The sequence below is a fragment of the Gaiella sp. genome, assembly GCF_035710885.1.
Taxonomy (GTDB): Bacteria; Actinomycetota; Thermoleophilia; order Gaiellales; family Gaiellaceae; genus Gaiella.
Map to the genome: position 1 here is coordinate 1 of NZ_DASTCS010000008.1, position 13614 is coordinate 13614.

Genomic DNA, 13614 nt, shown 5'->3' on the forward strand with positions numbered 1-13614 from the left:
CCACCGAATAGAGTTGACCATTGGCCGAGTGCGCCACGATGAGCGTCTTGCCGTTGGGCGTGGCCTGGATGCCGTTGAGGTTGAAGTCCCCGCTCACGTCGGCCGCTGGGCCACTGAGCGTGAGCGTACTGACCGGCCCTAGTGCCCCGGCGCGACTGACCGGCACGAAGTAGAGCTTGGCCTGAAACGAGTCAGTGAACCACGCGCCGTCCTGGGTGACGGTCACGTCGTTGATGAGCGTGGCGTCCGGCGAGGCGAACTGGTAGCTGGCCACGGTGGCACCGGTGCGCGTGTCGTAGACATAGCCTTGCCCGGTGAAGCCGCCGGCCACGAAGAGCAGGTCGCGGGCCATATCGGTCGCCATGCCCGCGGCCATGCGACCCTCGGGGGCGTCGATGAACACCTCAGCGATACCTCGTTGGAAGTCGCCGCGGTAGATGTCGCCGCCGAACAGGTCACCGGCGTAGAAGGTGGCACCGCGGCCGGCCGCGATACCCTCGGCCGAACTGGCGCCCGGTAGGACGATGACCTCGGCTGGGCGGGCCGCGGCAGCCGGCAGAGCCACTGCGGCCACGAGGGCAACCAGCAGAAACAGCATGGAAGCCCCCCGAACGCAATCCACTTGCGAATCGCACTTCGCAGACGTGGGCATCAGCTTCCTCCTATCCAAACCCCGAGGCGGCCTTCCGCATCGGCAGTCTAGTCCGATAATGATGGCCGCACCGCCTTGCGGCCGTCCTCGAGGAACATTCCGACACGCTCGCCCAGACGACGATGTTCTCGCCTTCTGGCGTCAGAGGAGCCTTTCGAGGTACTCAAGGGTGTCGTCGACCTCGACCGACCGCCCCCGCAGCGTGATGGTGCGCTGCACACGAACGGGCCCGCGCGAGTGGCGAGACCGCGTCGCGATCGAGTGGGGGACCGGCGAAACACGCGGGCCGTTCCACACGCTTCGGATCGCCGGATGCCCAGCCGACCCGACCAAGGGGAACGCCTATGCAGGTGGCTTCCACCTACGCAGGTCGTCCGATTGCGTACCGCTCCGGTTCACGGTCGCGGGACATAGCGCGACGGTCAGGTTCGGCCTCGGTCGCCGCTGCGCGGGTCGGTGACGGCCGCGCCGGACGAGACACGCCTCAGCCGAACGCTCGGCCCCTGAGCGACCCACGCCTCGCGCGTAAGCCGCAGACGAGTCGCTGCGGCCATTTTGCGGCCATGACCTCAGGGCGTTTCCGTCTGAGACGACGAAAGCCCCGCGTTAGCAGGGCTTTCGAAGGTGGAGCGTGCCGGGCTCGAACCGGCGACCCCCAGCTTGCAAAGCTGGTGCTCTCCCAACTGAGCTAACGCCCCGAAGCCGTTACTGTAGCGTCGTTGCGGCCATCGGCTCCTCTCTCCGAAGGGCGAAGAGGTCTGTCCGGGAGTTGCCCGAGAGTCTGCTCCCAGAAACGACGGACGGCTCCGGCCGGAGCCCGCACCAGGCTTTGGAAAGCGAGACGCCCGAAGGGCCGTCCGCCGTGCTCGTGATCAGAGGGGCTCGTCCTCGCCCTCATCCGCACAGGGCCAAGGTCACCATGGACGGCTCGCGGCACCGGCCCGCTCGGATTCGAGCGGAGGGATCTCGAGGTCCGGGTGCGCGGCGACCGAATTCGGCTACCGCCCCGACATGCCGAGCACTGCGTTTGCGCGTTCCCTTCCGAGCGAGACACCGACGGCGTTTAGCACCCGCAGAGCGCGGGGACAAACTGTCCGGCGGCTCCGAGCCTTCGGATTCAGTCTTGCGAGGGGGACCCGGCTCGTGGGGAACGAGGTCTCTGGACTTGACGGCGCGAGGCACCCGGAGCTCGTGAGCCGCCAATGCTCATCCGAATCGCCGCGATAGCCGAAGTGGCAAGTGCGCCCCGGAGCGTGCCGCAGCCGGGGGGAGCCACGGCGAGTCGAGCCCCGGGGCGCACCCTCCCCTTTCCCCCTTCGGACATCTTGCACGCCTGAGGCGTTCGGCAGTCCGACGGCTCTGGGAGAAACCTCGGCATCCCTGAGCGTTTGCCGGCTCAGGGTCGCGGGGAAAAGCCGTGTGGCGGCTCCGAGACTCGAGCACGGCCCCGCTCGTGCAGGCGGCGCGTGAGCGGCCCGGGCCTACTGACGGTGTGCTCGGCGAGCTCGTAGTTGGAGAGCCGCCAACGCCGGTCCACCGTCGACCGTTGAGCTCGCACGCTTCTCCGAGAGCTCCGCGTCATTCCTCTCCGCGAGCCACCGAAGGCGCCTCCGCGACGGACTTGTCTAACGGCTTTCGCGTACCCAGGACTTGCCCGGGTACGCCACAGAGACCGCCCAGGCACAGCGAAACGTCGAGCAACCCTTCGGGACCTGCGGCACAAGGCCCAGTTTGTTGCCGACCACCCTGAAGGTGAACGTCACCCGAGGAAACTCCTTCGAGACAGTCACCTTGTTCGTGCTTACCGTGTAGCTGCCGTCGTCGACCTCCTCGCGGTTCCAGTCGAGCGACCCGAACTTGCCGTCCTTCGTGAAGAAGTGCGAATGCTTCCGTGGCACCGCCCCGAGACACGGCCGGGAAGGGTCCTTCAGCTGAGCCACCGACCGAACGCCAGGGATGAACTGGTTGCCGACGACCATCTCCAACGCCAGCTTCTTCAGCCCGGGTCGGCTGAGGGCCTGCAGCAGTTCGGCGCACGTCGTCGTGCGGTCCAGGTGCCCACGAGCGGATTGGTCGAGACACCCGATGTCGAGATGGCCGGAAACGCCAAGGCCGCCAGAACGACCAGTGCGAGCCCCCGTCGCCGCATGGGCTCGACGATACGCCGCCCCACTCTCGACTACAAGACGATGGCCGCTGCGCCTGACGAAGCTCGCCTGATGCCGCCAGGTCGAAGCCGCCAGGGCGGTGTGGGCGAGGCCTTCCCAGACCTCATTCCAGATTCTTAGCCTTTGATTCTGGCGGGATCCGGGTCTCCTCGGCCTCGCGGGAAGGGGGCCCTTGTCTACGGATCGGCGCGTCGTGGCGACCCGCCGCCGGGGAGGAGTAACACTTCTGCGGTGACGACGTGCAGTGCCGAAGAACGGGAGTGCACCTGGCCAGGACGTGAGGCTGTCCAGGCGGTGCGTTGAGGCGGGTGTTGCGTCTAGCGATCGAGGAGCTTGATGACCTCGGCGGCTGCTCCCGCCGGATCGTCCAGGTAGATCTCGTGACCTCCGGTGAGCTCGATCTGACGTGCGTCCTCGCTTGATCGGAGCCAAGCCTTCTGATCCTGGACGCTCGAATCGCCGTCCGTCGCCGTGACGACGACGAGAGGAGCGGGGAAGGAGGGCGGACGGTTCGCGAAGCGGTTTTCGAACTCGGGGCCGATATCGAGATGCTCGGGGTGCATCGGATGGTCCCATGCGATTTCGGGGATCTCCTCCGCCGAGAGCGTTGCGCTTGGAGCGGGGACATCCAACAGGACGACACCGGCCACGTCCTCGGGATGCCGATCCGCGAAATGGGCGGCGATCATCCCACCGAACGAGGAGCCAGCGAGCACGAACGGGCCGTCGACCTCGGCGGCCTCAAGCAACGCGTCGAGATCGTCCACGACGTCGTCGGCACGTCGCGGCTCGTTCGGCGCAGGGTCGCTCCGGCCCCAGCCAGCGCGGTCGTAAGCACAGACTCGCGTCTCGGCAGCCAGCCTGCGAAGGAACTCCGTCTCTCCGAAGTCAGCGATCCCGGTTCCATCTGGGTGTCCGGAATCGAGCACGACGGTGGGGCTTCCCTCGCCCCAGCAGGTCAGGTACAGCCGTCGGCCGTCGGCCGCGACCTCGAAGCGGCCGTCGACCGAAGGGTCGGCGAGCGCCTCGGTGCTATTGGTTGCGGGGCGATCACTCTCGTCCGCATCCAAGTCCCCGCCACACCCGACGCCGGTGCCAACGACAAGCACGGCAACGGCGAGGAGACCGCACACCGAAGCTCGCGCCCCAAAACGCCGCCCCCACCCGCCGCACACCGTGGGCGCGACCCTATGGCCTAGGGCTCGAGTTGTCTAGCGACGCGGGGCTGAAAACGCGGATCGGCAGCGCCCTGAGACGTGGCGACGGCGTGTCGACGATCACCCAGGATCCAGCGGTTCTCGCCGGGCAACCGCAGCCCGAGAACGGCTTGCCCCGTGCGGGTCTGAATTGTAGAGCCTCGGCGGGGCGGCTCAGGGCGGCGGAGGGCGGCGCGTGCCCTCCTGCTCGAGCTTGCGGAAGCCCCCGCTGAATCCTTGCGTCCGCGCCAGCGCCGTTCCCTGGCTCTCCAGCCGGCGAAGGCGGGCCTCGAGCTCCCGGACGTCGGGACCGCCCCAGCCGTCCTCACGCTCGTCGAGCTCCCGCTCGCGCTGCGCGAGCAGCTGCTCGCGCGCGGTGATCGCGTCGCTGTGGTCCGCGAGCTCGCGCCTCGTGCGCAGGAATGCCTCCTCGGCAGCCCGCAGCTCGTCGAGCCGCGACTCGATCTCGGCAAGACGGGCCTCGTCCGGGTCGACGGGGATCTTCTCGCGCTCCTCGATCGCGCGCTCGCGGGCATCGAGGGCCGCGCGCCGCTCGTCCAGCTCTCGCGCTCTGGCGTCGAGCTCCGCCGCGCGTTCCGCCAGCGCCGCTTCGCTCCCGTTGGTGGAAGGTTCCGCGGGACCGTGCGGGGCCATCGCTGCGAGCGCCGCCTCGCGGGCGGCCAGGGCTCGCTCTCGCTCGCCGAGGGCGGCGGCGCGCGACGCGCGCCTGTCGGCTTCGGGGTCGACCACGGGCGGGAGCGCGACTCCGGGCGCCTGTCCGGCCGCCACGCGGGCCACGGCCGCGCGCAGCTCCTCCTCGCGCGCCTTGACCGCGGCCACCCGCTCCGCCAGCTGGTGCTTCAGGTCTTCGAGCGCAGTCCGCTGCGCAACGAGCGCCTCACGTTCCTGCGCGATCGGATCGTCGCTGTCGATGCGGCGGACAAGCACGTTCAACATGGTACGGCGAACCCGCGGCGTTCCCTGCCGGGAACGCGCCTGCCGCGGGCCTTCGCCGTCGTTATGCGGCCCGTTCGAGCCGCTCTTCGGCCCGAGCCCGCCGCACGATCTCGTCTCGCTCACCGAACCGGATCCGAGCCCTCTCGGCCCGGATCTGCTGCCAGAGCTCCTCGAGCTGTACGTCGAGCGCCTTGATCTCTTCGACCACCGCCGGATCGCGTCCCTGCGAGAGCGAGTTCCAGAGGGCCACGCGTCGCTCGCTCAGCTGGTCGATCTCGGCGTGGATCCGCGGGATGGTCTCCATGAACACGTCAACGACTCGATCTGCCCGCACATTCCCCCCCGCAAACGTCTGCAACGTCTCCCGGAGTACCCGCCGGTCGCTCCAGGTCAACGTCGCCGTCCGAACAGGAAGAGCGCGACGACGAAGGCCCCGACCCCGAGCGCCACCCAGGTGACGATCTCCAGCGCGCTCGTCACTCGTAGCCCAGCTCCGCGAGCCTGTCCTCGTCGAGCCCGAAGTAGTGGCCCAGCTCGTGGAGCACCGTGATTCTGATCTCCTCGCGGAGGTCGTCGACGTCGTCGAAGTCGGCCTCGAGCGGACGGCGGAAGATCGCGATGCGGTTGGGCAGGTCTCCGGGCGCGGGGCCTCCCTCGGTGAGGGGGATGCCGTCGAAGACGCCGTAGAGGTCGGGGTCGTCCGGGTCTTCCTCCTCCACCACGACGGCGACGTTCCTGAGCGCGGCAGCGAGGTGCGGCGGCAGGCTGTCGAGCGCAGAGCGGACGACGTCGTCGAAGCTCACGGGCGCAAGGATATGGCGAGTCGGGGAACGGCCCGGGCGGATCAGCGGACGGTCAGTGCGAGCACCGCCTTGTACACGTGCAGGCGGTTCTCGGCCTGGTCCCACACGAGGGACCGATCGCCGTACAGGACGTCGGCGGTGATCTCCTCCCCCACGTGGGCCGGGAGGCAGTGGAGCGCGATGGCATCGGGCGCGGCGAGCCCGAGCTTCTCTGCGTCGAGGCGGTACGGGTCGAGGTCGCGCAGCCGGCGCTCCCTGTCGGACTCCTGGCCCATGCTCGTCCAGACGTCCGTGTAGAGCACCTGGGAGCCGACCACGGCCTCCCGCGCGTCCGTGACGAGGTCGATCCTCCCACCGCTCGCCGCCGCGTCGGCGAGGCACGACTCGAACACGTGAGGGTCGGGGAGGTAGCCCTCCGGGCAGGCGGCCACGAGCCGCATCCCCGTGCGGGCGGCGATGCGCATCAGCGAGTGGCAGACGTTGTTGCCGTCGCCGAGATACGTCACGGAAATGCCCTCGAGGGTGCCGAACCGCTCCCGGATCGTCATCGCGTCCGCAAGGGCCTGAAGCGGGTGGGAGGCGTCCGTGAGCCCGTTGACGATCGGGATCGACGCGTGCGCGGCGAACTCGTCGACCTCCGCCTGCTCGAACGTGCGGATCAGGATCGCGCTGAGGAACCGGGAGAGGACGAGCGCGGTGTCCCGCGTCGACTCGCCCCGGGAGAGCTGCAGGTCGGCGGCGGGGACGTAGAGCGCCATGCCACCCAGCTCCGCGATCCCGACCTCCGAGCTGATCCGGGTCCGCGTGGACGGCTTGCGGAAGATGAGGCCGACCGTTCGCCCCGGGAGGATCCGAAGCTCCCTGCGCCTCGCCCGCTCCACCTTGAGCTCGTCGGCCAGGTCGAGCGCCATCCGGAGCTCGTCGGGGCTCCAGTCGGCGACGCGGGTGAAGCTCCTGCCCTTGAGCGTCTCCGGCACTCCCGCCATGGATTCATGCTACGTCCCAGGTACTTGACAGAATCACACTCATATTTCATACTTAGGACAGTGGCAATGTCATTCCGATGCATCAAGGAGGAGTTGCGACCATGACGACACTCGTGCGTTGGGAGCCGTTCCGCGACATCACCCAGCTGCAGGGCGAGATGAGCCGGCTGATGAACGGCCTCTTCGAAGGCTCGCAGGGCCGCACGACGCCCCAGAGCTGGGTGCCCGCGCTGGACGTCTGGGAGACCGACTCCGAGCTCGTGTACGCGTTCGACGTGCCCGGTGTCCCGGAGGACAAGATCACGATCGAGGCGCACGACGACACGCTCACCGTCTCGGGCGAGCGCGAGCAGCGCACCCAGGAGCAGGGCGACCGGTTCTATCGCTTCGAGCGACGGTACGGGAGCTTTGCGCGAGGTGTGGGCCTTCCGGCCGGCGTGGACGACTCGAAGATCACGGCGTCCTACGAGAACGGCGTGCTCGAGGTGCACGTGCCGAAGCCGGAAGAGGCCAAGCCGCGTCGAATCCAGCTCGGCAACGGGCCCGCGGACGTCGAAGCTTCGGCTCAGGCTTCCTGAGCGAGCCAAGAACCGCGTCACGGAGGCGGCCGCGAGGGCCGCCTCCGCTGTTTCTCGGGACGACGTTGCCGGATCGGAGCAACTGCTGTCGCGCCCTCGGGCCGTCTAGAGTCCCGTCCATGCCACGGTTCACGGATGCGCTCAACGAGCAGATCGCCTACGAGTTCGGCGCCTCTCAGCAGTACATCGCAATCGCCGTCCACTTCGACGCGCAGACACTCCCCCAGCTCGCGGCCCACTTCTACCGCCAGTCGGTCGAGGAGCGGAACCACGCGATGATGATGGTGCAGTACCTCCTGGATTCGGACGAGCCCGTCGTGATCCCGGCCGTCGAGGCGCCTCAGGGGTCGTTCCCGGACCTCGTCTCGCCCGTGCAGCTGGCACTCGATCAGGAGAAGCGCGTCACCGGTCAGATCCAGCAGCTGGCGATCGTCGCGCGCGAGGAGGGCGACCTCGTCGCCGAGCAGTTCATGCACTGGTTCCTGCAGGAGCAGCGCGAGGAGGTCTCGTCGATGTCCTCGCTGCTCGACGTCGTCACCCGCTCGAAGGACAACGTCATGCACGTCGAGGACTTCCTGGCACGTGAGTCGGGCGGCGAGAATCCCCTCGAGGCAGGCGCACCGCCCGCCGCGGGCGGCGCTCTCTGACGGCGTGCACACGCTGACGGTCCGCACCGAGCGGCAGAGCCAGCTTCTCGACATCACCCGCCTCGTCCAGGAAGCCGTGGCCGGCGCCGCCGGCTCCGCCGTCCTCGTCTACGTCCCCCACACGACGGCCGGGGTGACGATCAACGAGCACGCCGACCCGATGGTCGCGCGCGACTTCGAGACGGCGCTCGAGCGGATCGTGCCGTCCGACTGGCCGTGGCAGCACGTCGAGGAGGGGGAGGAGAACGCGCCGACACACATCCGGGCGGCGTTCATGGGCCCGAGCGTCGTCGTGCCGCTGCGCGACGACGGCACGATGGCTCTGGGAACGTGGCAGGGGATCTTCTTCTGCGAGTTCGACGGGCCCCGGCGGCGCTCGGTGTACGTCAGCGTGCTCGCCTGAGGCCGGGGGCCGCGCCGCTACGACGACGAGCCGACGTCTCTCCGCCCGAAGAGGAGCACGCCCACCGCTGCCGCGGCGGCACCGACGGCGAGGAGGAAGAGGGTGTGCCAGACGTCGAGCCCCTGGTGGAGCGGGTCCGACGCGGCGTAGTGGTAGAAGGGCGTGACCTTCTGGAAGGGCTCGAGCGCACCCACGAGGGCGGCGAGGGAGTTCACCAGGTACGCGGCCACGGCGAGGGCGACCGTCACCCCGACCGCGAGGCCCTTCCGCCCGGTGCCACCGGCGAGCATGAAGGCGATCGCGCCGTAGGCGATCGCAAGCACGACCAGGAGCGCCGTCGCCGCGGCGAGATGCCCGGCCGACACGTCCATGGAGAACGCGCGCGCACCGATCCACAGCGCGAGCCACAGCACGGCGCCGAGGCCCACCAGCTCCAGGCACATCGCTGCCAGCTTCTCGAGGGCGATCCTGCCCCGCGAGAGCGGCATCGAGAGAAGGAGATCGAGCGTGCCGCGCTCCTCCTCGCCGGCGATCGAGCCGGCGCCGTTCCCGACGGAGGCGACGAGGAAGATCGCCGGCATCATGAAGGAGAAGAGCTCGCTCCCGAGGTAGCCGGCCGCAGAGGTGAAGTCGAACTGGCCTCCGAAGGCGATGAAGGCCTTGAGCGCCTCGGGATAGCTTTCGACGAGCTCGTCGAGCTCGGGGTTGTCACGGACGGTGGGGTAGACCGACACGATCAGCGCCGCATAGCCGACGAGGCCGAGGGCCCACCAGAGGAAGCCTCGCCCGAGGTCGCGGATCGACTTCAGGAGCACGCTACCGAGCAACGGCGGGCCTCCGGTAGAGCTCCAGGAAGACGTCCTCCAGATCGGCCTCGTGGCTGTCGAGCGCCTGGACGTCGAACCGTGCCAGTGCCTTCACGAGCGGGTCGGCCGGGCCTTCGAGCGTCAGTCGGACGACCGATCCGTGCCGCGCGAGCTCACGGACGCCGTGCACGGACTCGAAGGCTCCGGGAGGCGGCGCCGCGGCAAACGTCACCTCCACGTGCGTCAGCGCCCTCTGGCGCAGTGTCTCGACGGTGTCGACGAGCTCGAGCCGGCCGTCGCGGATCAGCGCCACACGGTCGGCGATCTGCTGCACCTCGGAGAGGACGTGGGACGACACGAACACGCTGCGGCCATCGGCGGTCGTCTCGCGCACGAGCTCGTAGACGACCTGCTGCACGAGGGGGTCGAGCCCGGACGTCGGCTCGTCGAAGACGGCCAGCGCGGGCCGGTGCATGATCGCCTGGACGAGCCCGACCTTCTGGCGGTTGCCCTTGGAGAGTGCCCGGATCGGACGGTCGAGCTCGAGGTCGAGCCGCGCCGCGAGCTCCTCGCCGTCCCCGAGGTCGGGCATCCCGCGCAGCGAGGCGAAGTAGCGGAGGTGCTCGCGGCCGGTGAGGCGCTCGTAGAGCCGGAGGTCGCCCGGGAGGTAGCCGACGTTCCGGCGGGCCTTCGGGCCCTCACGGCGCGCGTCGAGCCCGAAGAGCTCGATCCTCCCGGCGCTCGGGCGGATCAGGTCCAGCATCAGCCGGATCGTCGTAGTCTTCCCCGCGCCGTTCGGCCCGAGAAACCCGAGGACCTCACCCTCTCGGAGCTCGAACGTGAGATCCGTGACCCCGCGGTGCTCGCCGTAGTCCTTCGACAGTCGATCGGCGCGGACGGCGGGGACGGACATGCCGCAAGGCTATGCCCGCGCCGGACCGGAGGGCCGGCTGGAGGCGGAGACCGAGGCGGCTACCCTCCGTTCCGTGGCCGCGCCCATCAGGAAGGGGCAAGAGGTCGAGGTCCGGATCGACTCGCTCGCGTACGGCGGGAACGGCGTCGGGCGTCTCGACGGATTCGTCGTGTTCGTCCGCGGCGGGCTCCCTGGCGACCTCGTCCGTGCCCGCGCGACGAAGGTGAAGCGCGGCTTCGCTGAGGCGAGCAGGACCGCTCTGCTGGAGCCCGGCCCCGACCGGGTCGAGGCTCCCTGCCGGCACTACGGCGTCTGCGGCGGCTGCCGCTTCCAGGACCTCGACTACGCGCGCCAGATCGACGCGAAGCACACCCAGGTGCGCGATGCGCTCGTGCGCCTCGGCGGCTTCGCCGATCCGCCGCTGGCGCCGATCGTCCCGGCCCGTTCGATCTACCGGTACCGCAACAAGCTCGAGTACTCGTTCGCGCCGGGCGACGTCGCTTCCCTCGTCCTCGGCTTCCACCGCGCGGGGCGCTGGGACGAGGTGATCGACATCGACGAGTGCCTCCTGACGACGGACGTGGGCAACGCGGTTCGCGAGGCGGTCGAGGAGTGGGCGCGGGCCGAGGGCCTCGAGGCGTACGACCAAGAGACGCAGGCGGGCTACCTACGTCACCTCGTGGTGCGGGAGGGCAGGAACACGGGTCAGGTGCTGGTGCTGCTCGTGACCGCCCCCGGCGAGCGCTTCGACGCGGACTTCCTGATCGAGACGCTGACCGGCTTTCCCGAGGTCCGCTCGATCCACTGGGCGGTGAACGACCGCCCCGCCGAGGTCACCAATCTCCCCACACGCCTGCTGTGGGGCGAGCCGTGGATCGAGGAGGAGCTTCTCGGCCTGCGGTTCCGCGTGCGCCCGAACGCGTTCCTGCAGACCAACACCGAGATGGCCGAGACGCTCTACACGCTCGCGCGCGAGGAAGCGGCATTGACAGGCGGCGAGAGGGTCTACGACCTGTACTGCGGGACGGGCACGATCGGGCTTGCGCTGGCGGGCAGCGCGGCGTCGGTGTGGGGCGTCGAGATCTCGGAGGAGTCCGTCGCATGCGCGATCGAGAACGCGGAGGCGAACGGCATCGCGAATGCGAGGTTCTTCGCTGGCAACGTCGGGCAGTCGCTCGAGGAGCTCGGCGAGCGCGCCGGCCCGCCGGACGTGGTCGTCGTCGACCCGCCGCGTGCCGGCCTCGCCGGGAAGGCGCTCAGGCGGACGGGCGCGCTCGGGGCCCAGAGGATCGTCTACGTGTCGTGCAACCCCACGACGCTCGCCTCCGACCTCGCGGTGCTGCGTGACGAGTACGGCTACGAGCTCGTCCGCTGCACGCCCGTGGACATGTTCCCGCACACGCCGCACATCGAGAGCGTCTCGCTCCTCACGCGTGCGCCCGGCGGCGCCGAAGAGCATGATGCCGGTGTTGCGGTGGAGTGAGCCGCCCGGCTCACGACGACGAAGGGGAAGACGTGAACGCACGAATGCTGATGGTGCTCCTGATCGCGGTGGCGGCGCTCGTCGCCGCGGGCTGCGGGGGCGACGATTCGAACGAGGCCGGCGGTGACGCGACCGATGCGGCCGTCGTCACCGAGACGAGCGGGGACGACTCGGGCGACGACACGACCGACGACATGACCGGGACGTCGGACGACGACGAGCTCGGCGACCTCTCGGAGGAGTGCCAGGAGTTCGCAGGCATCTCGGCGAAGCTCGGCCAGTCGCTGAGCGGCGGCACGGCCGGTCTCGACGAGGCCGCGGAGGTCTTCGACGAGATCGCCGACCAGGTCCCCGAGGAGATCAGGGACGACTACCGCGTCGTGGCGGACAACTTCGCCGAGATCGCCGAGGCCCTGAAGGGAGTCGACCTCACGAGCGGCGCGACCGACCCCGAGACGATCGCGAAGCTGCAGGAGCTCGGTCAGACGCTCGACTCGGCCGAGGTGCGGGAGGCCACGGAGAACCTCGAGGCCTGGGCGAGGGAGAACTGCTAGCGAACGGCTGAAGCCGACACGTCCCGGCGGCCGCGGTGCCGCCGGGACGTGACTAGGGATCCCCGGCCGGGCGGCCGCGTGCCTGGAGCGCGCGCCACAGCAGGTCGCAGTTGGGCACGATGAACCCCAGCGAGATGGCGGGGAGCGCCGGCAGCCCGCTCAGGTCGAAGACGTAGGTGGCGACGAGCGTCGCCGAGAGCGCGGCCGTCATGCCGACCCACGTCGCTCCCTTGCGGAGCCCGAAGCGCGCCGTCGAGGCGAGGAAGAGGGCGAAGAAGATCACGTCCGGAGGGCCGAGGCGGGCGGCCCCCTCCTCGCCGGGCAGCGAGAACGAGACGGCGATCCGCTCGAAGACACCAGGCTCCTCCTCGACGACGACCTTCGTCGGGCCGCGGTACACGGAGGCGACGTCCACCAACGGGATCACCGCCGCGACGAGGACGACCCAGGAAAGTGCCTCCAGCATCTGGACGAACCAGAACCCGAAGAGGGCGAACGCGACGACCTTCGTCACGTTGAAGCCGGCCTCGAGCCCTGCGAGGTCGAGCAGCGCGGCGAGCCCCCCGGTCGCGAGTGACGCGGGGAGAAGAAGCCGCGCCGTCGAGAGCGGCAGCAGCAGCCAGACGACGAGGAACGTCGCCGGGAAGAGCAGGACCGCCACGATCGCGATGTCCCAGCGGTCGTGCACGGCCGGGAGGTGGCCCGCGAACGCGTCCCATGCGGCGAGCCCGACCAGCAGCGCGGCGAGCGCGCCGACGCGGACCGGGGTCAGTACGGAGGGAGCTCGGCCCACCAGGCACCGAGCGCCTTGAAGGCGTTCCAGAACCGGGTCTTCGCGCTCTGCTCGTCGAGTGACGCGTCGATGTCGGGCGTCACGAGCGCCTCGATCGTCGGCGTGAACGGCTGGGACTCGCCCAGGCGTCCCGGGTCGAGCTCGTCGGACAATGGGAACTCGAGCTCGTTCAGGAAGCCGACGGTCTCCTCGCCCATCGCGACGAGAAGCTTCGGTTGCACGATGTGGAGCTCTCTCGTCAGCCACCCGCGCGCCTCGGCCGGGGCCTCCGTGCCGAACTTGAGGCAGTTGGTGCCGTACACGGCGAGGGGGTCGACCGAGAGGCGCTGGAGCGACTTCAGCAACGCCTGGCCCGAGCGGCCGAAGAACGCCACGCCCTCCTGGATCTCGCTCGGGGTCGGACGGTGCTTGAGGAGGAAGATGTCGCCCAGCGGATGGCCGCTCCCCAGCACCGGCACGTGCAGCTCGTCGCCGAGCGCGAGCAGCTCGTCCCCGAGCTCGTTGATCTCCGCGATCGCGCGGCGGAGGTAGCGCTCCTGGATCTCGTTGCCGTCCGCCCGCTTCGCGACCGGACGGCTAGAAGAGCGGCGGTCCACCGGGCCTGGCCCCTGGTCGGTGCTCGCCATCACTGTCTCTTTCGTGAACCCCGGGCACTGCTCCTCTTCAGCGGCAGCC

Annotated in this window: 15 protein-coding genes, 1 tRNA gene and 1 pseudogene; 5 read left to right on the forward strand and 12 right to left on the reverse strand. The window is 69.5% G+C overall.

Going from position 1 to position 13614, the window contains the following annotated elements:
• The 8 genes and pseudogenes from VFO26_RS02045 to argF form a co-directional block, all read right to left on the reverse strand.
• A pseudogene (locus tag VFO26_RS02045) lies at nt 1-598 on the reverse strand (hypothetical protein); the annotation flags it as partial.
• A 679-nt stretch (nt 599-1277) separates the two neighbouring features.
• A tRNA-Ala gene (locus VFO26_RS02050) sits at nt 1278-1350 on the reverse strand.
• A gap of 927 nt (nt 1351-2277) precedes the next feature.
• Entirely contained in the window at nt 2278-2637 is a 360-nt protein-coding gene (locus VFO26_RS02055) for a hypothetical protein (RefSeq protein WP_325113210.1), read from the reverse strand.
• Between the two features lie 500 nt (nt 2638-3137).
• A complete protein-coding gene (locus tag VFO26_RS02060; protein WP_325113211.1) occupies nt 3138-3953 on the reverse strand; it encodes an alpha/beta hydrolase in 816 nt (271 codons plus the stop codon).
• Nucleotides 3954-4190: 237 nt separating this feature from the next.
• Complete coding sequence (locus tag VFO26_RS02065; RefSeq protein WP_325113212.1) at nt 4191-4964, reverse strand: hypothetical protein; 774 nt, start codon at nt 4962-4964, stop codon at nt 4191-4193.
• Nucleotides 4965-5034: 70 nt separating this feature from the next.
• Nucleotides 5035-5283, reverse strand: coding sequence for a hypothetical protein (locus VFO26_RS02070; RefSeq protein ID WP_325113213.1), 249 nt, complete (start codon nt 5281-5283; stop codon nt 5035-5037).
• Between the two features lie 166 nt (nt 5284-5449).
• Complete coding sequence (locus VFO26_RS02075; RefSeq protein ID WP_325113214.1) at nt 5450-5776, reverse strand: metallopeptidase family protein; 327 nt, start codon at nt 5774-5776, stop codon at nt 5450-5452.
• Nucleotides 5777-5817: 41 nt separating this feature from the next.
• Nucleotides 5818-6762, reverse strand: a complete 945-nt coding sequence (gene argF, locus VFO26_RS02080; RefSeq protein ID WP_325113215.1) for an ornithine carbamoyltransferase — start codon at nt 6760-6762, stop codon at nt 5818-5820.
• A gap of 101 nt (nt 6763-6863) precedes the next feature.
• On the opposite strand from argF, the gene VFO26_RS02085 reads away from it, so the two are divergent.
• The 3 genes from VFO26_RS02085 to VFO26_RS02095 all read left to right on the forward strand — a co-directional run bounded on the left by VFO26_RS02085 (nt 6864) and on the right by VFO26_RS02095 (nt 8390).
• Nucleotides 6864-7340 (forward strand): Hsp20/alpha crystallin family protein, encoded by a 477-nt coding sequence (locus tag VFO26_RS02085; protein ID WP_325113216.1) that lies wholly within the window; start codon nt 6864-6866, stop codon nt 7338-7340.
• Between the two features lie 119 nt (nt 7341-7459).
• Nucleotides 7460-7987: a ferritin gene (locus tag VFO26_RS02090; protein WP_325113217.1), complete on the forward strand. Its 528-nt coding sequence runs from the start codon at nt 7460-7462 to the stop codon at nt 7985-7987.
• 4 nt (nt 7988-7991) lie between these two features.
• A complete protein-coding gene (locus VFO26_RS02095; protein WP_325113218.1) occupies nt 7992-8390 on the forward strand; it encodes a secondary thiamine-phosphate synthase enzyme YjbQ in 399 nt (132 codons plus the stop codon).
• Between the two features lie 17 nt (nt 8391-8407).
• Here VFO26_RS02095 and VFO26_RS02100 read toward each other — a convergent pair whose 3' ends face one another.
• Together VFO26_RS02100 and VFO26_RS02105 are read right to left on the reverse strand one after the other, a co-directional pair.
• On the reverse strand, nt 8408-9217 hold the full coding sequence (locus VFO26_RS02100; RefSeq protein ID WP_325113219.1) for an ABC transporter permease: 810 nt from the start codon (nt 9215-9217) through the stop codon (nt 8408-8410).
• Entirely contained in the window at nt 9207-10109 is a 903-nt protein-coding gene (locus VFO26_RS02105) for an ABC transporter ATP-binding protein (protein ID WP_325113220.1), read from the reverse strand. Before VFO26_RS02105 ends, VFO26_RS02100 begins: the two co-directional genes overlap by 11 nt.
• A 73-nt stretch (nt 10110-10182) precedes the next feature.
• On the opposite strand from VFO26_RS02105, the gene rlmD reads away from it, so the two are divergent.
• Both rlmD and VFO26_RS02115 read left to right on the forward strand, forming a co-directional pair.
• Nucleotides 10183-11592, forward strand: a complete 1410-nt coding sequence (gene rlmD / locus VFO26_RS02110; RefSeq protein ID WP_325113221.1) for a 23S rRNA (uracil(1939)-C(5))-methyltransferase RlmD — start codon at nt 10183-10185, stop codon at nt 11590-11592.
• Between the two features lie 32 nt (nt 11593-11624).
• Nucleotides 11625-12146 carry a hypothetical protein gene (locus VFO26_RS02115; protein WP_325113222.1) on the forward strand — a complete coding sequence of 174 codons (522 nt, stop codon included), beginning with the start codon at nt 11625-11627 and terminating at the stop codon, nt 12144-12146.
• A 52-nt stretch (nt 12147-12198) separates the two neighbouring features.
• On the opposite strand, the gene VFO26_RS02120 is transcribed toward VFO26_RS02115, so the two are convergent.
• Together VFO26_RS02120 and VFO26_RS02125 are read right to left on the reverse strand one after the other, a co-directional pair.
• Nucleotides 12199-12939 carry a hypothetical protein gene (locus tag VFO26_RS02120; RefSeq protein ID WP_325113223.1) on the reverse strand — a complete coding sequence of 247 codons (741 nt, stop codon included), beginning with the start codon at nt 12937-12939 and terminating at the stop codon, nt 12199-12201.
• Nucleotides 12915-13565, reverse strand: a complete 651-nt coding sequence (locus VFO26_RS02125) for a uracil-DNA glycosylase family protein (protein WP_325113224.1) — start codon at nt 13563-13565, stop codon at nt 12915-12917. The genes VFO26_RS02120 and VFO26_RS02125 overlap by 25 nt, the downstream gene beginning before the upstream one ends.
• Nucleotides 13566-13614: the final 49 nt, after the last annotated feature.

Bases quoted from the DNA above. Each gene is read 5' to 3' on its own strand.
- argF (WP_325113215.1), bottom strand. From the start codon at position 6,762: ATGGCGGGAGTGCCGGAGACGCTCAAGGGCAGGAGCTTCACCCGCGTC.
- VFO26_RS02085 (WP_325113216.1), top strand. From the start codon at position 6,864: ATGACGACACTCGTGCGTTGGGAGCCGTTCCGCGACATCACCCAGCTG.
- VFO26_RS02090 (WP_325113217.1), top strand. From the start codon at position 7,460: ATGCCACGGTTCACGGATGCGCTCAACGAGCAGATCGCCTACGAGTTC.
- VFO26_RS02105 (WP_325113220.1), bottom strand. From the start codon at position 10,109: ATGTCCGTCCCCGCCGTCCGCGCCGATCGACTGTCGAAGGACTACGGC.
- VFO26_RS02125 (WP_325113224.1), bottom strand. From the start codon at position 13,565: ATGGCGAGCACCGACCAGGGGCCAGGCCCGGTGGACCGCCGCTCTTCT.